This window comes from Nonomuraea sp. NPDC049486 (assembly GCF_040676925.1).
In the GTDB taxonomy this organism is placed as follows: domain Bacteria; phylum Actinomycetota; class Actinomycetes; order Streptosporangiales; family Streptosporangiaceae; genus Nonomuraea; species Nonomuraea ferruginea.
In genome coordinates, this window is the sequence record NZ_JBFAPV010000014.1 from 130,259 (window position 1) to 151,435 (window position 21,177).

The window sequence follows — 21,177 nt, forward strand, 5'->3', positions numbered from 1 at the left end:
ACGGCCAGTCTGGCAAAACGCGGGCACACGCGCACGCGCGGGCCGGTCGGCCGCTCCACGTAGCATATGGACTATGGAGCTCCACACCCCTACTTCCCGCCGCGTGCTCGTGGCCAGGCCGCGCGGTTACTGCGCCGGAGTCGATCGTGCCGTCGTGGCGGTCGAGAAGGCGCTGGAGCAGTACGGCGCGCCCATCTACGTGCGTAAGCAGATCGTCCACAACACCCACGTGGTCAAGACGCTCGAAGCCAAGGGCGCGATCTTCGTCGAGGAGACCGAGGAAGTGCCCGAGGGGGAGATCGTGGTGTTCTCCGCCCACGGCGTCTCTCCCGCCGTGCACGCCGAGGCCGAGCAGCGCGCGTTGCGCACCATCGACGCCACCTGCCCGCTGGTCACGAAGGTCCACAACGAAGCCAAGAGATTCGCCGGTCAGGACTATGACATCCTGCTCATCGGTCACGAAGGGCACGAGGAGGTCGAGGGCACCAGCGGCGAGGCGCCCGACCACATCAAGCTCGTCGACGGCCTCGACGCGGTCGACCAGGTCGAGGTGCGCGACCCCGGCAAGCTGGTGTGGCTGTCGCAGACCACGCTGTCGGTCGACGAGACCAACGAGACCGTCGCCCGGCTCAAGCAGCGCTTCCCCGCCCTGATCGACCCGCCCAGCGACGACATCTGCTACGCCACCCAGAACCGGCAGGTCGCGGTCAAGGAGATCGCCGCGGAGTCCGAGCTGGTGATCGTGGTCGGCTCCGACAACTCCTCCAACTCCAAGCGCCTGGTCGAGGTGGCCAAGGAACACGGCGCCGCGGCCGCCTACCTCGTCGACAACGCCACGTTCATCCATGACGAGTGGCTCGACGGCGTCACCACGGTCGGCGTCACCAGCGGCGCGTCGGTGCCCGAGGAGCTGGTGGAGGAGGTGCTGGCGCGGCTGGCGAGCCACGGCTTCGACGACGTGACCGAGGTCGAGTCGGTGCAGGAGAAGGTGCGCTTCGCGCTGCCCCACGAACTGCGCAAGGATCTGCGCGTCTCCTAGTCCTCGCCCCTGGGCGTGCCGTAGACCCGGGGCTCGAAGTAACCTTCGGGCTCCGGCACGTACGGCTGCGGCTGGCGCGGGCGCGGCACCTCCGCGCCCGCCCTGAGCTCGTCGCGGAGCTCCCGCACGTTGTCGCGCAGCCCGCGCGCCCACGCCACGCCGAGCACGATCGCCGAGCCGGCGAACAGCCAGGGCGCGCCGCGCGACAGCGAGCCGTAGAGACCGAGCGCGAGCGACTGCAGGATGCCCACGGAGACGAGCGCCCGTCCCAGCTCGACGAAGAGGGTCGCGACGAAGAACACCAGCGGCGGCGTCACCACCAGCGACAGCAGCTCGCGCGGGTTGACCAGCACCACGCCGAGCACGCACGCGGCCACGAACGCCAGGCCGACCAGCAGCTGCATGTCGAGCAGGGCGGCCAGCACGTAACCGCCGAGCGTGGAGACGAGCGTGAGCGCGATGGCGCCGCGGGCGGTCAGCCTGACGGCGGAACGCTTGCCTGTGCCGGTCACCGGCCCCACCCCCCTTATTGCGACCCGTTGGCCAACTTACCGTTCGTGTGTGTGATGAGAGACGTGGTTTCGAGCAGTTCGGGGGATGCCAGGGGTCGCGGCACGCCCTCGACCATCTCGGGGGAGTCGAGCTCGCCGTCGACGACGCCCAGATCGTGCAGTTTGCGTGCGGTGACCAGGACTCGGCTTTCCAGCGACCCGACGGTCTTGTTGTACATCTCCACGGTACGGGCCAGCGACCTGCCGAGCGACTCCACGTTCCGGCCCATCGAGGACAGTCTTTCGTACAGCTCCTTGCCCAGCTCGAACACCGCGCGCGCGTTCTCGCTCAGCGCGGCCTGCTGCCAGGCGTAGTGAGCGGTGCGGAGCATCGTGATCAGCGTGGTCGGGGTGGCGATGTGCACGCGGCGGGCCATCGCGTAATCCAGCAGGGCGGGGTCGCGCTCCAGCGCGGGCGCCAGGAACGCCTCGCCGGGGATGAACAGCACCACGAACTCCGGCGTGGGAGCGAACGCCTGCCAGTAGGACTTGGCGGCCAGCCGGTCGACGTGCTCGCGCACGTGCCGGGCGTGCGCGTCGAGCCGGACCGTGGCCAGCGACTCGTCGCCCGCCTCCGCGGCCTCCAGGTAGGCGGCCAGCGACACCTTGGCGTCTACCACGATGTTCTTGCCGCCGGCCAGCCGGACCACCATGTCGGGACGTACCGGGCCCTCGGCGACCTGCTCGTCGAAGTCGCAGTGGCGCTGCATGCCGGCGATCTCGGCGACCCGGCGCAGCTGCATCTCGCCCCATCGGCCGCGCGCCTCCGGTCGCTGCAGCGCCCGCACCAGCGCCATGGTCTGGGAGCGGAGCTGCTCGTGGCTGTGGCGGACGAACTCCATCTCCTTGGCCAGCTCCGCCCGGGCCGCGCGCTGGCCGGACTCGGTGTCGCGCAGCTGCGTCTCGACCCGCGCCAGCGCGTCGCGCAGCGGCTCGACCAGATGCTCGACGGCCTGCCTGCGCTGCTCCAGATCGCCCGCCGCCTCCGCCCTGGTGGCGGCGAGACGGGTCTCGGCCAACTCCAGGAAGCGCACGTTGTTGACGTCGAGCGCGCGGGTGGACAGGGCCTGGAAGCGCTCGGCGAGCTGCTCCTCGACGTAGACGAGCTTCTCGCCGGCGGACTTGGCGCGCGCGTCGGCCTCGGCCACCCGCACCGCCGCTCTCGTCCTGGCCACGAGGAACCCGACGGCGGCGCCGATGAGCAGGCCGAGGAGAAGCGAGACGACATCCATCTGATCGATGATTGCAGCCCGTCCCGTCCGCATCGGCCCCCGACACGCCTGGCCGCCTTCGGGGAGCAAGTAAACTCGCTGGGCGTGAGCCTCTCCATCGGCATCGTCGGCCTGCCCAACGTCGGTAAGTCCACGCTGTTCAACGCGCTGACCAAGACCGGCAACGCCCTCGCCGCCAACTACCCGTTCGCCACCATCGAGCCCAACGTGGGCATCGTGGGCGTGCCGGACGAGCGCCTGCCCAAGCTGGCCGAGATCTTCGGCTCCGCCCGCATCCTGCCCGCCAAGGTGGAGTTCGTCGACATCGCGGGCCTGGTCAAGGGCGCGTCGGAGGGGCAGGGGAGGGGCAACCAGTTCCTCGCCAACATCCGCGACACCGACGCCATCTGCCAGGTGATCCGGGTCTTCAATGACCCCGACGTCACCCACGTCGACGGCGACATCTCCCCCAAGCGCGACATCGAGACGATCAACACCGAGTTGATCATGGCCGACCTGCAGACGGTCGAGAAGGCCATCCCGCGCCTGGAGAAGGAGTCTCGCCACAACAAGGACAAGAAGCCCGCGCTGGAGGCGGCCCAGGCCGCGCTCGCGGTCCTGGAGACCGGCAAGACCATCTTCGAGAGCGGGCTCGGCGGCCCCGACCTGCGCGAGCTCCACCTGCTGACGGCCAAGCCGTTCCTCTACGTGTTCAACGTCGACTCCGACGAGCTGGTCGACGACGCGCTGAAGGCCCAGATGTCGGCCCTGGTCGCGCCCGCCGAGGCGGTGTTCCTCGACGCCAAGCTGGAGTCCGAGCTGGCCGAGCTCGACGAGGAGGAGGCCATGGAGCTGCTGGAGTCCGTCGGCCAGCACGAGTCAGGGCTGAGCAAGCTCGCCCGGGTCGGCTTCGAGACCCTCGGCCTGCAGACCTACCTGACCGCCGGGCCCAAGGAGTCGCGCGCCTGGACCATCCCCAAGGGCGCCACCGCGCCGGAGGCGGCCGGGGTCATCCACACCGACTTCCAGCGCGGCTTCATCAAGGCCGAGGTGGTCTCGTTCGACGACCTCGTGGAGGTCGGCTCGATCGCGGCCGCCCGCGCGGCCGGCAAGGCCCGCGTCGAAGGCAAGGACTACGTCATGCAGGACGGCGACGTGGTGGAGTTCCGCTTCAACGTGTAGCCGCGGTGGCCCTCCCGTCTCCGGAAAACCGGTTGTACGGGTCGATAGCGTCATTTCATGCCTGATCCGCACTACGCCGAGCCTCGGCTCGCCCGGATCTACGACGCGCTCGACGCCGACCGGAGCGATCTCGTCGCGTACGCCGCGATGGTGGCGGAGTTCGGCGCGCGGCGGGTGCTCGACGTGGGCTGCGGCACCGGCGTGTTCGCCTGCCTGCTCGCGGAGCGCGGCGTCGAGGTGGTCGGCGTGGACCCCGCCGAGGCGTCGCTGGCGGTCGCCCGCGCCAAGCCGGGCGCCGATCGGGTGCGCTGGATCCTCGGCGACGCCACCGTGCTGCCGCCGCTGCCGCCGATCCGGGCCGACCTCGCCACCATGACGGGCAACGTGGCCCAGGTCTTCCTCACTGACGACGACTGGCTCGCCACCCTGCGCGGCGTGCGCGCGGCGCTGCGGCCGGGCGGCGTGCTCGCCTTCGAGACCCGCGACCCCGCCCGCCGCGCCTGGGAGGAGTGGAACCGGGCCCGCACGCACGCCGTCACCGAGATCCCGGAGGTGGGCCCGGTCGAGTCGTGGAGCGACGTCCTGGACGTCTCGGGTCCGCTGGTGACCTTCCGCCAGACGTACGTGTTCGCGGCCGACGGCGCGGTGCTCACCTCGGACTCGACACTGCGCTTCCGGGAGAGGGGGGAGGTCGGGCGCTCGCTGCGGGAGGCCGGCTTCCGCGTCGAGGACGTCAGGGACGCTCCGGATCGGCCGGGTCGCGAGTTCGTGTTCGTGGCCCGTGCCGCTGATGTGTGATCTGTCACAATTACCCGGAAGCTAAACATCTGATTGCGGGATCTCTTCCGCGTCAACCACTTGGGCCTCCCGCGCGTCGAACGGTCACGGCGGCCACGCTGACTCGGGAGGGCCCATGCTCCGTCGCATCATCAGGAACCGGCGTCCGGCGCCCAGACTCACCGGCATCAGCCTGGAGGAGGAGCTCGCGCTCCTGCGGGTCGAGCTGATGTACGGCCTGCGCGTCGACCGCGACGACTACCTCCGCATGAAGGCGGGTGAGCGCGAGGAGGTGGTGGCCCGGCTGCGCGGCCGCGACGCCGCCACGAGCGTGCTGGCGGAGCTGCGCGGCTCGCTGGAGCGCGCCGTCCACCCGGCAGGGCTCCGCGACCACCGCCCCGGCGAACCGGCCTGACGCCCCCGCGGCCGGGCAGTCCGGGGGTGGGAGCCCCGGCGTCCCGCGTCGCCTCACAGCCGGATCTCCGCCGGCCGTGCCCCGATGGCAGACCGAGCGGGTATCGGAGTCCGAGGAAATCGCAGGTCAAAGCCATTGCTCCGCCATGAGGACAGGTATTCGTGGCGGTCGGGTTATGCGTTCTTAGGTCTCTGGCCTGGTCGAATGCCCTTTCGGCAGGGAACACACACAAATCGGCGCGCCGGGTGCGTCCTATGCGGACTCGGTTTGCCCCTGGACGGCGATGCTTGCAGCATGGGCGTGGCTTTCCTGGAACAATGGCGGAGACCGGATAAGGTGACTGCTTCACCGCGGATGATGGGGATCGGCAACGGACGACACCGCGCCAGCCGGGGCGATTGGCGCGAGCGGAGGCGTGATGGCTCGTAGGTCAACCGTCCAGCACGGTCCTCGGACCACTGGCGGGCCCGAGCTTTCAGCACACCCCGACACCGGATACGACGCGCCGCCGCCGCGCAGGCCGCGGCGCGGCGGTTGGTCGGGTGGCGGCGGGCGGTGGCTCGTCTGGACGGGCCGCATAGTCCTGTGGGCGCTTATCGTAGTAATCGTGGTAAATGGGATCCGTGCCCCATTCGAGCGGTTTACCGGGCAAAACGCCGCCGCTCCGAATGAGTCTGCGCAAGTGGGCAGCGGTTTTCCCGACGACCAGGCCATGGCGTTCGCCGCCCAGTTCGCCGGCGTCTACCTGAATTTCAGCCCGGAAGACGCCGTGAGCAGGTCCAGCAAGCTGGCCGCCTTCGTCGCCGAGGGCATGGACCAGCAACTCGGCTGGGACGGCAACGGCAAGCTGGGCGCCGTCGCCATCCAGCCGTACGACATCGAGATCGCCGACGACGCCAACGCCGTCGTCACGGTGGCCTTCCAGTCCGGCCCGCGCAGGCTCCACCTGTCGGTGCCGGTCTACTACTCGGGTGGCGACGACGGCCGGCGGTTCGTCGTCTCGGGCTGGCCCGCGATCCTGCCCGCGCCCGCCCCCGCCCAGCTGCCCCAGGTGGCCGGGCCGGAGACCGACGACGCGGCGACCGCCGAGCTCAAGCCGCAGCTGGAGGGCTTCTTCCGCAACTACGCCTCTGGCAACACCGCCGAACTTCAGCGTTACGTCACCGCCGGCACGAGCCTGCCGAGCTTCGCCGGCGCCTTCAGCTTCGCCGAGCTCAAAAGCGTCGTGGTGCCTGTGGGGGGTGCCACAAGAGAGATCGAGGCGGTCGTGGTCTGGGTCGTGCCCGGCAGCGCGCCCGCGTCCACCGACCCCGACGTCACCGCCGAACCCGGCGTGACGGACGGCCGCCTCCAGCAGGCATACCGCCTCACAGTCGAGAAACAGGGCGACAAATGGTACGTCGACGACATCCGTGGCGCCGGTCGTGTCGTCGGATAACAGCGTCCTGCTGATCGGCACCCCCCGGGAGGACAAGAAGTGATCGTGAAAACCATATTGCTCAACCTGATCGAGATGACGCCGACACCCGCACCCACCGGCGTCAACACAGAAGGGCTCGCCGAGTTCCTGCGCGCGTTCTTCGCCCCGCTCTTCCTCGTCGTCGTGTCCGTGGTCGCGCTGTTCTTCCTCTTCACGCGCGAGATCACGCGGTTCGTGCAGTTCCTCATCCTGGCCGTGGCCATCGGAGTGATCTTCTACGTACCCAACATCATCGAGGTGACGGCCAAGGCGATCGCGGGTGCCCTCGGCATCCAGTAAGGGTTGAGACCACTCTCCTGTGGTCATGAACGAGCGGGTGGAGAGGAGGACCGCGTGGACCTGCCCACGTACACGAACATCTGGCGTATCGAGAAGCGGCTCTACAAGCTGTACGACCTACGGCTGCCCATGCCGCTCCCGATCGTCTGGATCGGCGTGTTCGTCGGCGTCTTCGTCCCGTGGTCGCTCCTGCTCTGGGTCATCGGCGTGCCGGTGGCGATGCCCTGGCACGTGCTCTTCCTGGTGCCGCCGGGCATCGTGACATGGCTGTCTACCCGGCCGGTCATCGAGGGCAAGCGGCTCACCGAGCTGCTGGAGTCCCAGCTGCGCTACCTGGGGGAGCCGAAGGCGTGGTACCGCCTGGCCTCCCTGTCGGAGCCCGACACCGTCACGTTCTCGGCCCGCGTCTGGCGTGCCTACCCCGTACGGGTCAAGGCCGCTCGCAAGTCCCGCAAGCCCGCGCGCAAGCGCGCGCCGGCGACGGGTCCGCGGCAGGTCCGGCCCGCGGTGGCCGCCGCCGCTGCCGCCGCGGCCCAGGCCCCCGTGGCGGCCGCCCAGCTCACGGTCACGGTGGCGGAGTCGGCCCGGCTTCCCGCCACCGCGGTGGAGCCCGCCCGCACGGGCTGGGGCTCCCGCACCCGGCCCGGCGCTCCTCCCGCCCTCCCGTCCCAGGAGCCCGCGGCTCCGCCCGCCGACGATTCCGCTCCCGTACGTAAGCGGGCCCACTCGGGCGAACCTGCCGCTTCCCGCATGCCGGTACGGGAGCTTCGCCTGGTTCGCGACACCGAGACGCCGGAGCGCGAGGCCGCAGAAGTGGAGCGTCAGCCGGTTTCCGGGGGCGGGACCGTACCGGCGGTTCCGCCGTCCGACGTGCCGCCCGCGGCTTCGCCAGAGGAGGACTCTCGCGCGGACACCGGCGGACGCAGGTCGCGCCAGGAGACCGGGGCCAAGCCGATCGACACCGAAGCGCTGCGGCGCCTCCGCAAGCTGGCCGCCAGCGCCGACGGGCCCCCGGCCGGCGCCGCGCGCCCCGCGCCCGAGCAGGGCCGGGAGGACGAGGCGGCCAGGAGTCAGCACCGCAAGGGGCAGCCGCCGAAGCTCAACCCCGCCCTGCTCGCCGAAGCACAGCGGAGCTGGGCGCCGCTGACCCCCGACTCCCGGCCGGTCACCTTGTCCCGGCCTCTGCGCGGCTCCGACCAGGCGTTCCCCACCAGACGAGACGAGACCCCGAGGACAGCCGACACCTCCTCCGACCGAGTTCGTCCTCGTGAAGACAGCGCCCCCTCCGGGGCCCATGAAGGCACCGGCACGCCGGGAGCATCCTCCCCGCCGGTCGTACGGGAGTCCCCGCCCGAGGCGGCTGCCTCGCCGGACGTGCGGGACGGCACGCCGGGTCCGGAGTCCCCGTCCGGGGAGGCCTCGTCGGTCGGGCGCGGTGGTGTTGCGGGTGCGGAGGGCCTGCCCGCGCGAGCTGGTGCGCCGGGTGCGGAGGCACTCTCCGGGGAGCATGGCAGGACGGATGCTGAGGGCTCCCCCGAGATCGGGGAGGGCGAGGGTGCGGAGAGCGCTCCCGGGCCTGCCGAGCACGAGGAGGACGGCGCGACGGCGCGGTCCGAGCGTGGGCACGAAGAGACCGGGGCCGTCGAAGAGCAGGACTTGTCCGTAAACCAGGAGGGTGCGGGCGAGGTACGCCTCGTGGTGGACACGTCGGTGCGGCGCCGCGGGCTTCGGGCGGTGTCCACCGACCCCCAACCTGCCGATCGCCCAGAGGCTCAGGCCGCCGGCGAGCATCCCGTCCCTGACCCGGAGACGCGGTCCGAAGCAGGGCAGGACACGGACACCGCTCGCGGGCAAGAGACGCACGCCGACGACTCGCACGACGCGCAGCGCGGGACGCGCGCTGGGAGCGGGCAGGAAGCAGCTCCAGGGACGCGGGCTGGCGACCAAGGGGATGCACCCGTGGGGACGGGCGCTGGCGACTCGCGTGACGCGGAGCGCGGGACGCGCGGTGGGGATAGGCGGGAGGCACATCTCGGGACGCGGGCTGGCGATGGATGGGACGCACGCGCGGGGGCGGGTATGCCCGACTCGCGTGACGCGGAGCGTGGGACACGCGGTGGGGATGGGCGGGAGGCACGCCTCGGGACGCGGGCTGGCGACCAACGGGATGCACCCGTGGGGACGGGTGTTGGCGACTCGGGGGACGCGGAGCGCGGGACGCGCGCTGGGAGCGGGCAGGAGGCAGCTCCCGGGACGCGGGCTGGCGATCGGCGGGATGCACGCGCGGGGACGGGTGTTGGCGACTCGGGGGACGCGGAGCGCGGGACGCGCGGCGGGGATGGGCAGGCGGCGCATCTCGGGACGCGGGCTGGTGACCGGCGGGATGCACGCCCGGGGGCGGGTGCGCCCGATTCGCGGGACGCGGAGCGTGGGACGCGTGGTGGGGACGCCCGGGAGGGACGCCTCGGGACGCGGGCTGGCGATCGGCGGGATGCACGCGCGGGGGCGGGTGCCGAAGACTTGCGGGACGCGCCCTCCGGGATGCGTGACGGTGACTTGCGGGATGTGGAGCGCGGGGTCCGGGCTGAGGACGGGCGGGATGTGCGTGGGACGCGCGAGGGAGACTCGCGCGACGCGGAGCGTGGGTCGCGGGCTGGCGACCGGCGGGATGCGCAGCTTGGGACCGGGGATGAGCGGGACGCGTCTTCTGGCAAGCGCGCTGATGAAGCTGAGGGTGGGCGGGAGCTGCGCGATGGTGGGGTGCGGGATGTCCGGGGTGATGGGGGTAGGCGGGATGTCGAGGGTGCTGATGGGGTGATCGTGCCGGGGCCTCGGGCGGGGGAGGCCAAGGTGCGGCGGGTCGAGTCCGTCGTGGGGCGGGACTCCGGCGGGTGGCGGCGGGTCGCGCGGGTCGTGGTCGGCGGGAACGGGGTGCGCGGCGACGGGTCCGAGATCGACGAGGCGCGGGCCAGGAGCGTGTTCAGCGGCAGCCGCCGGATCGTGGTGCTGGGCTGCACGGGCGGCGCGGGTCAGAGCACGACGGCGCTGATGCTGGGTCACACGCTGGCCCACTACCGCGACGACCGCGTGGTGGCCGTCGACGCCAGCAGCGGCGCGAGCACGCTGAGCAGCAGGATCGAGCCGGAGACGCCCGAGACGCTGACGTCGCTGCTGGCCGGGCTGCCCCAGGTCGGCGGCTACCTGAGGATGCGCGGCTACACCACCCGCACCTCCTCGGGCCTGGAGGTGGTGGGCGCCGACGGCGACGCGGAGGCCGAGCAGCGGCTGGCCGACCGCAGTCTCTTCTCGGACGACCGGCTGGGCGACGCGCTGGCCCTGCTCGACCGGCACTACAAGCTGACCGTGATCGACCCGGCCGCCGCGCTGGCCGCCCGCGTGCTCCCGTACGCGGACCAGCTCGTGCTCGTGGTGCCCGCCAGCGAGGAGGCGCCCGAGGCGGTCGGGATGACGTACGAGTGGCTCGACGGCCATGGCTGCGCCGACCTGAGGCGGCGCGCGGTCATGGTGGTCAACGGGGTGAGCAGGCGTTCGATGCCGGACGTCGAGCAGGCGGAGGCGGTGGCCAGCGGCAGGTGCCGGGCCATCGTCAGGGTGCCCTGGGAGGACGACCTGGCCCCCGGCGGGGTGGAGGTCGTGGATCCCGGGCGGTTGCGCACGGCCGGCAGGAGGGCGTACCTGGCGCTCGCGGGGGTCGTGGTCGCAGGCTTCGCGGCACAGAGGATCCGACCTAGCGAAGAGGAGTTGGCGAGTGACCCCCCGGGCACGAGAATCGGTGAGCGTTAAGTGAACATCCGAGCAGGTCTGGCCCGTTCATGCGCTGAGGGGGCGGCATGAGCAGGGCGTCCCGTGCGCAGCAGCGCCTGGCCGTCCGCTTCTTCGACGACCGCATCCTGCTCACGGACACGTGCGCGTGGGCGTACTTCCGCCTTCCGACGGTCAGCTACGAGTTCGTCACGCCGGAGGAGCGCGAGGCGCTGGCCACCAACATCACGATCGCGCTGGCCGCGATCAGGATGCCCGACGCCGAGGTGCACCTGCGGGTGGCGCATCGGGCCTACCCGGCGGCCGAGTGGGCGATGGCGCTCAACGGCACCTCTGACGAGGGTCCTGGGTGGCGCGACTACCTGGAGGAGATGTACCGCCACGTCTGGGCCAAGGACTTCTGGACCAAGGAGGTCTATCTCGGGGTCCGGCTGGGGGCGCGGGGCAAGCAGCTCGGCGCGGGCGCGCTGGCCCAGCTTCTCGGGTTCTACCAGCGTACGGAGAAGGTGCTGGGCCTGGATGACGACCACGTGCCGGACGGCGAGATCACGCGCTGGACCGAACAGGCCGAACGGCTCGGGCGGGCACTCGCCTCCAGCGCCCTCTACGCCAGGCACGCCACCTCCACGGAGGTGGCGTGGTTGTTCCAGCACGCGGCGGCGGGCGGGCTCGCCGACGGGCCGCCGTCGGCGAGTCCGAAGCGGCGCTGGGGCAAGGGCGAGATCGAGGCGCTGGTCGAGGGGGAGATCCACAACGGCCGGTCGCTGCTGCGCGTCGTGCAGCCGCAGGGCGACTCGTACGTCGCCCACCTGTCGTTCGCGCGGTTCCCCGACCTGATGCCGTTCCCCGACGGTGAGCCGTGGATGCACTTCGCCGACCAGTTGCCGTTCCCGGTGGAGATCTCGTCCAGGATGCGGCTGATCCCGCCGGTGAAGGCGTCCCGCGACGTGGCGCGCAAGCTGGCGCACGCCCGTGACATGGACATCCACATCCGCGAGGCGGGCGCGGAGGCGCCGCTGGCGCTGGCGGAGCAGATCGACGCGGCCCGGATGCTGGAGCACGGCATCACCAAGGAGCGGCTGCCGTTCGTGTACGGGTGGCACCGGCTGATCGTGTCGGCCCCGACCGAGGACATCTGCGTGCAGCGGGTGGAGGCGGTCGTCGAGCACTACCGCGACATGGGCATCGACGTGGTGAACTCGACGGGCGACCAGTTCTCGCTGTTCTGCGAGTCGCTGCCGGGCGAGCGGGTCAAGATCAACGCCTATGCCCAGCGGCAGCCGCTGCGGACGATCGCGGGCGGCATGGCCACGGCGACCGTCGACCTCGGCGACCGGCTCGAACACGACGGCGAGGGCTGGCTGGGCCCCTACATCGGCGAGACCGTCGGCCGGGCCCGCAGCATCGTCCACTTCGACCCGCTGCTGGCCGCGAGCCGCAACCGGCCCACGGCGATCGCGATCACCGGCGAGCCGGGCGGCGGCAAGACCACGCTCGCGCTGCTGATGATCTACCAGATGGCGCTGCGCGGCGTCACGGTGGCGGTGATCGACCCGAAGGGCGACGCCGAGTCGCTGGTGCGGCTGCTCGACAAGCGGGGCCGCAAGGCGCGGATCATCCCGCTCGGGGCGGCCGCGCCCGGCCTGCTCGACCCGTTCTCGTTCGGCGACGACATCGCGGCCAAGAAGACGATGGCCACCGAGACGCTCCGGCTGCTGCTGCCGCGCATGTCGGAGGAGCGCGAGTCGGCCATGATCCAGGCGGTGGCGGCGGTGTCCAACCAACCGGACCCGTCGCTCGGCAAGGTCGTCGACCACCTGGAGCGGGCCGAGGACGCCGCGTCGAAGAACCTCGGCGCGGTGCTGCGCTCGATGTCCGAGATGCACCTGGCCAGGCTCTGCTTCGACCCGTCCGGCGGCGACCAGATCGACAGCGAGGGCTGGACCACGGTGTTCACGCTCGGCGGGCTGACCCTGCCGGACGTGGCCACGACCAGGGACGACTACTCCTACGAGCAGCGGCTCTCGGTGGCGCTGCTCTACCTGGTGTCCCAGTTCGCCCGGCGGCTGATGAACGGGCTCGACCGGCGCGCGCCCAAGGCCATCTTCCTGGACGAGGCGTGGGCCATCACCTCCACGCCCGAGGGCGCGAAGCTGGTGCCCGAGGTCAGCCGGATGGGCCGCTCCCGCAACACCGCACTGGTGCTCGTCAGCCAGAACGCGGGCGACCTGCTCAACGAGCAGGTGACGAACTGCCTGTCGTCCGTGTTCGCCTTCCGGTCGACCGAACGGGTGGAGGTCGACCACGTGATGTCACTGCTCGGGGTGGAGCCCCTGGAGGAGCACAAGGCCGTGCTCCGCTCGCTGGGCAACGGGGAGTGCGTGTTCCGCGATCTGGACGGCAGGGCGGGCCGCATCGGGGTGGACCTCATCTCGGAGGAACTTCTCCGTTGGCTCGACACGAACCCGACGCACGACAAACCCGACGGCGACGGGCATGATGATCTTCAGGGGGGCATCGGCAGGGCGCAGGAGGTGCGGTCATGAAGATCCGGCTACCCAGGCGGTGGGCGCTCGCCGTGGTGACGGTGCTGCTCGGCTTCGTCGTGGTGCCCGTCGTGATCGGCGCCACGTCGCCGGCCGCGGCCGCGCCCTGCGACCTGTCGGGCGAGCTCGCGCCCGAGGTGATCGGCAGCGGCGTCGACGGCATGATCCAGCCACCGGTCCCCGAGGGCGGCGCGGCGCAGCCCGTCACCAACTACGGCCAGTTCGGCATGTCCGGGCAGTTCTGGCACACGCACGAGCTGGGCTGCTCCGACATCGCCGCCGTGCTCGGCAACTCCTGGGCCAACACGATCTTCCTGTGGGCCAAGGCCATCGACCGGCTGACCATCACGACGTACCAGGCCGCGGCCACCGAGGGACCGCTCCAGGCGATCAAGGACGTGGTCGACGACATCGTCACGAACCTGTCGCAGGCCATGTACTGGCCGTATCTCCAGCCGGTCGTCATCCTCGGCGCGATCTGGCTCGCCTGGTACGGGCTGATCCGCAAGCGGGCCACCACCACCGCCGAGGGCGTGATCTGGATGGTGCTCGCGGTCACGGTCGCGACCTGGTTCCTCAGCCGGCCGCAGGACTTCACCGGGCTGGGCAAGGTCGTCACGGACAAGACCGGCGAAGTGGTCAACTCCGCCTTCTCCGGCCTGCCCGGCGCGGGCGGTGCGTCCTGCCTCCCGCCGCCCGGCGAGACCAACCCCCAGGTGCGGGCCGGCGGCTTCGGGCAGAACGGCACGCCCGGCGTCGACCAGAACGCCGACGCGCTCTGGTCCACGCTGGTGTGCAAGCCGTGGCTGATGGGCATGTTCGGCACCGCCGACCCCAACCAGCCGATCGTGCGCGACTTCGGCCGGGTCATGCTGGAGACCCAGTCCATCCCGGCCGCGACGGCCGAGAATCCTGCTCCCGACGTGGGCGCCCACCAGGCGAAGTACGCCGAGGTCGCCGACAAGCTGAGAAACGACTCGCGCTACTTCATCTTCTCCGGCCGTGACTGGACGAGCCGGCTCGGCGTGGCCATCGGGGCGCTGATCGCCGCCATGGTGGCCGGGGTGCTCATCTTCCTGGTGGCGGTGTCGCTGCTGGTGCTGAAGGTGGGCTTCCTGCTGTTGCTGATACTCGGGCCGGTGTTCCTGCTCATCGGCGTGCATCCGGGCAGCGGGCGGATCATCGCCATGCGCTGGGTGGAGATGCTCGTCGGCACGCTGCTCCGGCAGGCCGTGCTGGCGCTCGTGCTCGGGGTGCTCGTGTACGGGTACGCGCTGATCATCTCGACGGCGATGCCATGGGGGCTGCAGATCCTGTTCATGGCGTTGCTGACGATCGCGGTGTTCTTCTACCGCAGACCGTTCCAGCACCTGTTCGCCTCGATCAACGGGCACACGCTCGCCACCCGGATGCTCGGCGAGGCGGCCAGTTCGCGGACCTTGGAGCGCTCGGCGAACGTGCTGCCGCCGGTGGCGTCGGCGCGGATCGGGCGCTGGGGAGTGCGCAAGGCCGAGCCGCTCATCACGGCCGCGGCGTCCGGAGGGGTGGCCGGCGCGGCCGCCGCCGGGGTCGCCCAGGGGCGGGCCAGGGGCGAGGAGGGCGAGGGCGCCTCGGGCGTGCGCGTGCCCGCGCCGCTGGACAAGGAGCAGCAGGGCGCCAAGGGCGTCGGCAGGGGCGTGCCCGAGGCACGCAAGGGCGACGCGCCGCCGCTCAACCTGAACGGGGCGAACGGGCGGGGCGGCGCTGCCGGGCGCGGTCCCGTGCGGTCGGGCGCCGGTGCGGGCGGAGCCCGGGCGGCCGGTGGTCCCCGGGGCTCGGGCGGCTCCGGCTCGGGCGGCCCCCGGGTTTCCGGCGGGTCCGGAGGCGGAGGCGCCGGTGGGTCCGCCGGCTCTGGTGCGTCCGGCGGGGGCGGTTGGTTCGGCGGTGCCGGTGGTGGCTGGGCGCCGCGCGGCGGGGCCTCGTCGAGCGGTTCGCGCTCGCGCTTCGGCGGGTCGGGTGGCTCGGGCGGGTCCGGTGGCTCGCGGTCCGGGGGTTCCGGATCGGGCCGGTCGCGGTCCGGCGGCGGGTCGTTGTTCGGCGGATCAGGCGGATCGGGCGGTTCCGGGTCGGGTCGGTCGCGGTTCGGCGGTTCCGGTGGCGGTTCCGGTTCCGGTGGGTCGTTGTTCGGCGGCGGGTCGCGGTCCGGCGGGTCGCGGTCCGGGCGCTCCCGGTGGAGCGACAACGGCTCCTCCGGCGGCGTCTTCGGCCGCAACCCCGACGGCCGCGTCTTCGGGGGCGGCTCGGGAGGCGGGTTCTTCGACCGCTCCGACTCCGACCGGCGCGGCTCCGAGCCGCCGCCGCTGTGGGGCAGCGGCTCGCGCAGGAGCGAGCCCGAGGTGCCCTTCTGGCTCAACCCCACCAACCCCGACAAGGACTAGACCGTGGCGCAGCCGGGTGACAGGCGAGGGCTGGTCTTCGCCGCCATCGTGGTGGTGGTCGCCGCCGTCGGCCTCTACCTGACCATGTGGCCGGACTCCCGCGAGCCCGCCGCCGAGGAGCGGGCCGCGCCCCGTATCACCACCTCGCCCGTCATCCCGGCCACGCCGCTGGCGACCGCCAGCGGCGCGCCGTTCGACGTCTACGCCTACCTGCCCATGTCGAAGGAGCAACTGGCCGCCGCCGCCGATCTGGCCGAGCGGTTCACGGCCGAGTACGCGACGTTCCGCCATGACGAGGATCCGGCCGCGTACGCGGCCCGGGTGCGCCGCTACACCACGGCCGACCTGGGCAACGTGCTCGCCCGTACCCTCACCTCGCCCGGCACCGTGGAGCAGAACCGCGCCGACCAGGTGGTCTCCACGGCCACGGCGAAACTCCGGGAAATCAGGCAGATCGAGAAGGCGTCCATCGTGTTCGTGGTCTCCGGAACGCAGCAGATCACCGCGAAGAGCGGCACCCGGCAACTGTCAGGGGACTACGCGGTCACGGTCAGCCAGCTCGGCTCCGACTGGCGCGTGTTCGACCTCCAGCCGGCGAGCGAGGGCCAGGAGGGGGACACCCAGGGGTGAACCGGACCCGGGCCGTCGTCGCGGCCGTCGTCGCCGGGGCGCTCGTGCTGCTCCTGGCCATCATCTCGCCGATGCTGATGACCTCGATCCCCTCGATCATCGGCTCCGGCGGCGAACTGCCCGACTGCACCGACGACGGCGCCGGCGTGCAGGAGGCGTCCGACTCGGCCGCCGCCGACATCCCGTCCGAATACCTGAAGCTGTACAAGGAGCACGGGGAGAAATTAGGGGTCCAGTGGACGATCCTGGCCGCCGTGGGCAAGCGTGAGACCGATCATGGCCGGTCCACCCTGCCGGGGGTGAAGAGCGGCACCAACTACGCCGGGGCGGCCGGGCCGATGCAGTTCCTGATCAGCACGTGGGGCGGCAAGGCCAGGATCCCGGTGTCGTCGCGGTTCAACGGCTACGCCTCCGACGGCGACGGTGACGGCGTCGGCGACGTCTACAACCCGGCCGACGCGATCCTCGGGGCGGCCAAGATGCTCAAGCGCAACGGCGCCCCGGAGAACGTGCGGCGGGCGCTGTTCGTCTACAACCGCGCCTGGTGGTACGTCGACCAGGTCGAGGAGATCGCCCGCAAGTACGCCGAGTCCGGGGAGGTCGAGGTGCCGCCGGAGGCTGACGACGCGTGTGACGAGCCGCTGGTCGAGGCCGCGCCCAGCGACGTGGTGGCCAAGATTCTCGGCTTCGCGCTGGACCAGCGCGGCAAGCCGTACCTCTGGGGCGGCACCGGGCCGGACGCGTTCGACTGCTCGGGCATCATCTACGCCGCGTACCGGCACGCCGGGCTGTCGATCCCGCGCACCACGTTCGGGCAGTGGCCGTTCGGGGTGAAGATCCAGCAGGGCGACGAGCAGCCGGGCGACCTGGTGTTCTTCGACTCGGGGCCGGGCACGGGACCGGATCGGCCGGGGCACGTCGGGCTGGTCGTGTCGAAGGGCAAGATGGTGGAGGCGCGCTGCCGCCTGTGCGGGCCGATCAAGGTGACCAGTTACGAGGGCCGCGACAAGATCGTGGGCTTCACCCGGCCGCTGCAGAACCCCGACGTGCAGGGCCAGCTCGCCAAGCTGGGGGATCCCGCGCTATGACGGTGATCGTGGTGGCCGCGGTGATCGTCGGGCCGGGCGGTCGGGTGCTGGCCGCGCAGCGGGCCGAGCCGCCGGCGCTGATGGGCGGGTGGGAGTTCCCCGGCGGGAAGGTGGATCCCGGGGAGGGCGAGATCGAGGCCCTCGTCCGGGAGTGCCGCGAGGAGCTCGGCGTGGAGATCGAGGTGGGCGAGCGGGTGGGCGGCGACTGGCCGCTGTCCACCGGCGGCTACGTGATGCGCGCCTGGCTGGCCCGCGTCGCCTCGGGCACGCCGCAGGCCCGTGAGCATCTGGCGTTGCGGTGGCTGGAACCCGGGGAGTACTACGACGTGGCCTGGCTGGCGGCGGACCTGCCTCTGATGGAGGCGGTGGAGAAACTCCTCGCACAGGGTTGAGACGTCGCTCTCAGTGACATAACGATTACTAAGCGTTATTTCGTCATGTCGGGGAGGCGTCACGATGAACCGTGGCTGGATGGTGGCCGGGGTCCTGGCCCTGGTGGCGGCCCCGGTCGTGCCCGCGGCAGCGGCGGGCGTGGCCATGGTGCTGGAACGGGTGGATGATCCCGCCGGCATGGTCAGGTGGATCAGGACAGGCGACGTGCTCCGGTACGAGGTGCGGCTGAGCGGCATGGCCGAGGACGCGAGCCTGGCGGTGGCGGCGACGCCCGTGCACTCGCTCACCGGGCTGTCCTGTGCTCGTCATGTCCCTCCACCCGACACGCCCGACCCCGGGGGCGCGGAGATCACCGCCCGGGCGCTGGCCGCCCGCGCGCTGACCGCGCCCGATGGGGTGGCGGTGCCCGGGGCGCAGGCGTGCCACTTGGGGGACGTCTCGTCGGAGAAGGCCGTACAGGTGGTGCTGTCCGTGCCGTCGGGCGCCGAGGAGGTGGAGGTGGCGGCGGTGGCCCGGCTGCGTGAGGGGGACGGCGGCCTGACGACCATCCTGCGCACCGCCACCACTTCCGTCGCCGATGAATCCTCCACCATGAACGGCCCCGCGGCCCCCGTCCCGGACCCGTGGGATGAGTCGCGGGACCCGCGCGCCGTCGAAGAGCGGGAGTTCGGCCGCTGGGAGGCGGGCGAGCGCGCGCGGCGCGAGACGTGGCAGGAGTGGCCCGGCGACCGGCGGCGGATGCGCGCCGCCGAGCCGGCGCGCCGGCCCGAGTACGGGGAGGACAGGGCGGCCTGGCGACCTGAGCGGGGGACTGGCTGGGAGAGGTCGGCGCGTGACCGCGAGGGTCACGTGGGCGAGCCTGGTCACGTGCGTGACCGCGAAGGTCACGTGGCCGAGCCTCGTCGCGTGCGTGACCGTGAAGGTTTCGGTCGCGCGGCCGAGTTCGGTGGAGCGCGTGACGCCGGGTCGGCGCGTCAGCCTGAGGGCGGGGAAGACGGCGCGGCCGGGCGAGGTGCGTGGGAGATCGGCTGGGAGGTGCCTGACGACGAGTCGGCGCGTGCTCCCGAGGGCTTGGGCCGCGCGGCGGAGCCGGATCGAGCGCATATGGCCGGGCCGGCGCGTCAGCCTGGGGCTCGGGAGGATCGCGCGGCCGGGCGAAGTGAGCGGGAGCCTGGCCGGGGGGCGCCTGGCGCGGAGTCGGCGCGTGAACTCGGGGACCTGGACCGCCCGGTCGAGTCTGGCCGGGTGAACGACGCCGAGTCGGCGCGTCAGCCTGGGGACCAGCGGGGCGGTGCGAAGGCGGTGGAGTCGCGTGACCGGTCCGGACGGCCTGAGGCCGGTAAGGCCCGGGAGGAGCACGGGCGGGCCGGTAAGGGCTGGGGAGAGCGCGGGCGTGAGGCGGGGAAGGGCCAGGAGGAGCACGGGCGTGAGGCCGGTAAGGGCGCGGAAGAGTACGGGCGTGAGATCGGTAAGGGCGCGGAGGAGCGCGGGCGTGAGGCCGGTAAGGGCGCGGAGGAGCACGGGTGGGGGGGCGAGCTTGAGGAGCCTTCGCTGGAGGACGGGGCGGGCGAGTGGCCCGCGACTCCGGATCGGACGCATCAGCATGGCGAGGTGAAGCTGCCCGAGGTCGCTCCACCGCCGGTCGAGGCCGCGCAGGAGGTGGTTCCCGGGGCGCCGCTGCCGAGGACCGTCGACGGGGCGCAGGTGAGTGTACGGGCCGCGGAGAGGACGAATCCGCTGGCCGGGGTCGGCGGGTTGCCGTACGTGGCGGGCGGGATCGGGGTGTTGCTCGTGGGACTCTGGGCAGTCGCCAAGGCACAGGCCCGGCGTATGCGGAGAAAGGTATTCTAGATCCGTCTTTACTGTTCCTTTGACCCGACTAGTATTCCCTTGACCGTGGATTCGCCAATCGCGGAGGGCACAGGTGGCACGCAAACGAGCGACGGCCGTCTCCGCCATGGTGCTCGCTATCGGGTTAACCGGCATCGGGGTCATCCCGTTCGTCGGCGCGGGCGCGACGGCTTCGGCTACGGCGCTGGACCCGGTGGAGCCGTGTGACGTCGGGCAGGAGTGCCCGCCGCAGACCACCGTGACGATCACCACCACGCTCCCGACCCCGACCCCGGAGCCGGAGCAGCCCGAGACCACGATCACCAAGACGGTCACCGCGAAGCCCACCAAGACGACCAAGGCTCCCGAGCCGACGAAGACCAAGACGACCAAGGCCCCCGACCCGGCGCCGGTCACGCAGTCGGTGGCCCCGCCGCCGCAGCAACTGCCGGAGGAGACGCCGCAGGAGGTGCCGGACCCCGTCACGTCGTCGGCCGAAGAGTCGGTGCAGATGCCCACCGTGGCCGGCACCGACACCCCGACACCCGCGCTCTCCACCGACGCCGCCTCCGTCGAGAGCGACACGGTGCAGCTGGAGGTGCGCAACGCGGCGCCGGAGTACGACCAGCGCAGCCTCACCCAGCGGCTCAGCATCCCGGCGCTGATCATGGTGCTGCTGGCGTTGTTCGCGGTGCTGATCTTCGAGGGGCGGCTGCGCCGGATGGCTCACGCCGCGGCCGTGCGCAAGGCCGGTCCGCAGGCCGGGGCCTACCCCGGGGCCTATCCTCAGCAGCCCGGCCCGTACCCGCACCAGGCCGAGGGCTACCCGGCGGGGCCCGGCTACGCCACCGCGGGCGTCGCGGCCCCCGGCTACCCTGGCGGCACCGCGTACGCGCCGATCATCAGCTTCGTGCCCGTCCAGACGTTCCCGAGCGGGCAGGTCCAGTACGGCGCGGTCTACCACGACCCGAACGCCCCCCACGCCGCGCCCGCCCCCATGCCCGAGCAGGGTCCGGTCGTCCTGGCTCCCGACCAGTACGGCTCGTACAGTCACCAGCCGGGCGAGCCGCCGTCGTCGGGTCACCAGCCGGGCGAGGACGCGTACGGTCGCCAGCCGGGTGAGGCGGGCAGGGACTCGTCGGGTCACCAGCCGGGTGAGGCGACCAGGGAATCGTATGGTCACCAGCCGGGTGAGGCGGAGAGGGAGCAACTCCGGGCGCCGTTCGAGCCGTTGATCGCGCCGGAGCCGCCGTCCTCCGACATCCCGCCGGGCGGCGCGGCCCCGTACGAGGACACCCCGGATCGGCCTCTGGGCCCGGCCTCGGCTGCGGAGTCCGGCGACTCCGAGCCCTGGTTCGGCCCGCGGACGACAGGCAACCCGCCGTCCGACCTCGATCGTACGATCGTGCAGCGCTTCCCCGACGACGATCACGGTCCGGACGAGCGCGGACGCCACCCCCGCTGACACGCGCCTGCGGCGAGCACTGCGCGTTCCGGGCCGAGCGTGTCCGTTCACAGCGAGCAGAGCGTGTTCTCGGCGGAGGCTCTTTCGCGGT

At 72.0% G+C, this 21,177-nt stretch carries 16 protein-coding genes and 1 pseudogene; 15 read left to right on the plus strand and 2 right to left on the minus strand.

Annotated elements, in window-relative coordinates; translation table 11 throughout:
- Nucleotides 1-73 precede the first annotated feature (73 nt).
- A complete protein-coding gene (locus tag AB0K05_RS33940) occupies nucleotides 74-1,039 on the plus strand; it encodes a 4-hydroxy-3-methylbut-2-enyl diphosphate reductase (protein WP_271279161.1) in 966 nt (321 codons plus the stop codon).
- Here the strand turns inward: AB0K05_RS33940 and AB0K05_RS33945 are convergent.
- On the minus strand, nucleotides 1,036-1,551 hold the full coding sequence (locus tag AB0K05_RS33945; RefSeq protein WP_148029199.1) for a DUF6542 domain-containing protein: 516 nt from the start codon (nucleotides 1,549-1,551) through the stop codon (nucleotides 1,036-1,038). The two genes, AB0K05_RS33940 and AB0K05_RS33945, sit on opposite strands and share 4 nt — an antisense overlap.
- Nucleotides 1,552-1,565: 14 nt before the next feature.
- The gene (locus AB0K05_RS33950) at nucleotides 1,566-2,822 is read right to left on the minus strand and encodes a DNA recombination protein RmuC (protein ID WP_148029200.1); all 1,257 of its coding nucleotides are present in this window, start codon (nucleotides 2,820-2,822) and stop codon (nucleotides 1,566-1,568) included.
- Nucleotides 2,823-2,906: 84 nt separating this feature from the next.
- On the opposite strand from AB0K05_RS33950, the gene ychF reads away from it, so the two are divergent.
- The 14 genes and pseudogenes from ychF to AB0K05_RS34020 all read left to right on the plus strand — a co-directional run bounded on the left by ychF (nucleotide 2,907) and on the right by AB0K05_RS34020 (nucleotide 21,086).
- Nucleotides 2,907-3,983 carry a redox-regulated ATPase YchF gene (gene ychF / locus AB0K05_RS33955; protein ID WP_271279160.1) on the plus strand — a complete coding sequence of 359 codons (1,077 nt, stop codon included), beginning with the start codon at nucleotides 2,907-2,909 and terminating at the stop codon, nucleotides 3,981-3,983.
- 57 nt (nucleotides 3,984-4,040) lie between these two features.
- Nucleotides 4,041-4,781 (plus strand): class I SAM-dependent methyltransferase, encoded by a 741-nt coding sequence (locus AB0K05_RS33960; RefSeq protein WP_271279159.1) that lies wholly within the window; start codon nucleotides 4,041-4,043, stop codon nucleotides 4,779-4,781.
- Between the two features lie 115 nt (nucleotides 4,782-4,896).
- Nucleotides 4,897-5,175 carry a hypothetical protein gene (locus AB0K05_RS33965; protein ID WP_148029202.1) on the plus strand — a complete coding sequence of 93 codons (279 nt, stop codon included), beginning with the start codon at nucleotides 4,897-4,899 and terminating at the stop codon, nucleotides 5,173-5,175.
- A gap of 682 nt (nucleotides 5,176-5,857) precedes the next feature.
- Nucleotides 5,858-6,613 (plus strand): conjugal transfer protein, encoded by a 756-nt coding sequence (locus AB0K05_RS33970; RefSeq protein WP_271279158.1) that lies wholly within the window; start codon nucleotides 5,858-5,860, stop codon nucleotides 6,611-6,613.
- Nucleotides 6,614-6,688: 75 nt separating this feature from the next.
- Nucleotides 6,689-6,934 carry a hypothetical protein gene (locus tag AB0K05_RS33975; protein ID WP_231619207.1) on the plus strand — a complete coding sequence of 82 codons (246 nt, stop codon included), beginning with the start codon at nucleotides 6,689-6,691 and terminating at the stop codon, nucleotides 6,932-6,934.
- Between the two features lie 54 nt (nucleotides 6,935-6,988).
- Nucleotides 6,989-7,237, plus strand: a pseudogene (locus AB0K05_RS33980) (conjugal transfer protein); the annotation flags it as partial.
- A 2,517-nt stretch (nucleotides 7,238-9,754) separates the two neighbouring features.
- Nucleotides 9,755-10,738 (plus strand): ParA family protein, encoded by a 984-nt coding sequence (locus AB0K05_RS33985; RefSeq protein ID WP_271280347.1) that lies wholly within the window; start codon nucleotides 9,755-9,757, stop codon nucleotides 10,736-10,738.
- A 47-nt stretch (nucleotides 10,739-10,785) separates the two neighbouring features.
- Nucleotides 10,786-13,263 (plus strand): ATP-binding protein, encoded by a 2,478-nt coding sequence (locus tag AB0K05_RS33990; RefSeq protein ID WP_148029206.1) that lies wholly within the window; start codon nucleotides 10,786-10,788, stop codon nucleotides 13,261-13,263.
- Entirely contained in the window at nucleotides 13,260-15,680 is a 2,421-nt protein-coding gene (locus AB0K05_RS33995) for a type IV secretion system protein (RefSeq protein ID WP_364234664.1), read from the plus strand. Before AB0K05_RS33990 ends, AB0K05_RS33995 begins: the two co-directional genes overlap by 4 nt.
- Nucleotides 15,681-15,683: 3 nt before the next feature.
- Nucleotides 15,684-16,310, plus strand: coding sequence for a hypothetical protein (locus tag AB0K05_RS34000; protein WP_148029208.1), 627 nt, complete (start codon nucleotides 15,684-15,686; stop codon nucleotides 16,308-16,310).
- Nucleotides 16,307-17,398 (plus strand): NlpC/P60 family protein, encoded by a 1,092-nt coding sequence (locus tag AB0K05_RS34005; RefSeq protein WP_364234667.1) that lies wholly within the window; start codon nucleotides 16,307-16,309, stop codon nucleotides 17,396-17,398. Before AB0K05_RS34000 ends, AB0K05_RS34005 begins: the two co-directional genes overlap by 4 nt.
- Nucleotides 17,395-17,790, plus strand: a complete 396-nt coding sequence (locus AB0K05_RS34010; RefSeq protein WP_364234669.1) for a (deoxy)nucleoside triphosphate pyrophosphohydrolase — start codon at nucleotides 17,395-17,397, stop codon at nucleotides 17,788-17,790. Before AB0K05_RS34005 ends, AB0K05_RS34010 begins: the two co-directional genes overlap by 4 nt.
- A gap of 64 nt (nucleotides 17,791-17,854) precedes the next feature.
- Nucleotides 17,855-19,642 (plus strand): hypothetical protein, encoded by a 1,788-nt coding sequence (locus AB0K05_RS34015; RefSeq protein WP_364234671.1) that lies wholly within the window; start codon nucleotides 17,855-17,857, stop codon nucleotides 19,640-19,642.
- A gap of 73 nt (nucleotides 19,643-19,715) precedes the next feature.
- Nucleotides 19,716-21,086 (plus strand): hypothetical protein, encoded by a 1,371-nt coding sequence (locus AB0K05_RS34020; RefSeq protein ID WP_364234673.1) that lies wholly within the window; start codon nucleotides 19,716-19,718, stop codon nucleotides 21,084-21,086.
- Nucleotides 21,087-21,177: the final 91 nt, after the last annotated feature.

Excerpts from the sequence above, each read along its gene's own strand:
- AB0K05_RS33940 (WP_271279161.1), top strand. The coding sequence starts at position 74 with ATGGAGCTCCACACCCCTACTTCCCGCCGCGTGCTCGTGGCCAGGCCG.
- AB0K05_RS33950 (WP_148029200.1), bottom strand. The coding sequence starts at position 2,822 with ATGGATGTCGTCTCGCTTCTCCTCGGCCTGCTCATCGGCGCCGCCGTC.
- AB0K05_RS33960 (WP_271279159.1), top strand. The coding sequence starts at position 4,041 with ATGCCTGATCCGCACTACGCCGAGCCTCGGCTCGCCCGGATCTACGAC.
- AB0K05_RS33965 (WP_148029202.1), top strand. The coding sequence starts at position 4,897 with ATGCTCCGTCGCATCATCAGGAACCGGCGTCCGGCGCCCAGACTCACC.
- AB0K05_RS33975 (WP_231619207.1), top strand. The coding sequence starts at position 6,689 with ATGACGCCGACACCCGCACCCACCGGCGTCAACACAGAAGGGCTCGCC.
- AB0K05_RS33990 (WP_148029206.1), top strand. The coding sequence starts at position 10,786 with ATGAGCAGGGCGTCCCGTGCGCAGCAGCGCCTGGCCGTCCGCTTCTTC.
- AB0K05_RS33995 (WP_364234664.1), top strand. The coding sequence starts at position 13,260 with ATGAAGATCCGGCTACCCAGGCGGTGGGCGCTCGCCGTGGTGACGGTG.
- AB0K05_RS34010 (WP_364234669.1), top strand. The coding sequence starts at position 17,395 with ATGACGGTGATCGTGGTGGCCGCGGTGATCGTCGGGCCGGGCGGTCGG.
- AB0K05_RS34015 (WP_364234671.1), top strand. The coding sequence starts at position 17,855 with ATGAACCGTGGCTGGATGGTGGCCGGGGTCCTGGCCCTGGTGGCGGCC.